Here is a 605-nt window from a genome sequence, read left to right on the forward strand (position 1 = left end):
GCATACCACCTTAAACACTAAAACCAACGCATAGTAAAAATGCCACGCGTTGCGAATCACTCTTAAACAGTTTGTTATGTTCGTAGCTTTTGTAGTCCTCGAATCGCCCTGTTAGTCGACTCTACCAAGTCAGCCCGTTTCAATTTTTCTCGAATTGCCAATGCTTCTATGAACTGTTGCTCTGCCAGTTTATAGTTGCCAACCTCAACGTTCAATTTACCCAAATGCTGCAAGCTAAAACTCAAAGAAAGCTCACAAGCAAAGTCCTGGCTTTTTAAGAATGCTTTTTCAGCGCCAATCATGTCACCTGAATATTGCAGAGCCATACCTGAAACATGGGTTGACCAGAACTTGTTCTTAACGCTAGACGTTGAAGTATGCACTTTGGAAGCCATCCGATAAGCTAACCTACAAAGCCCAATGATTCGTAAACAATCGGCTATCAAGAGAAGCTGCCATTCTAGCTTCTCTTTTTGGTTTGAAAGCTTGAATACGAGGGCTTTATACAGCTTTACAACAAGTGTCTGAAAAACGCCAAAAGTTACCCTGTCCCTTTGATATTCCACCATGTCCTCCAAGAACATAACGCCCTGTTAAGGTGTGAG

1 protein-coding gene is annotated in these 605 nt (G+C 42.1%); it reads right to left on the bottom strand.

The genetic code is table 11. From position 1 onward, the window contains the following. Nucleotides 1–74 precede the first annotated feature (74 nt). On the bottom strand, nt 75–584 hold the full coding sequence (locus R7Q09_RS26855) for a hypothetical protein (RefSeq protein WP_029804541.1): 510 nt from the start codon (nt 582–584) through the stop codon (nt 75–77). Nucleotides 585–605 lie beyond the last annotated feature (21 nt).

The sequence above is a fragment of the Vibrio sp. 2130-1 genome, assembly GCF_033339515.1.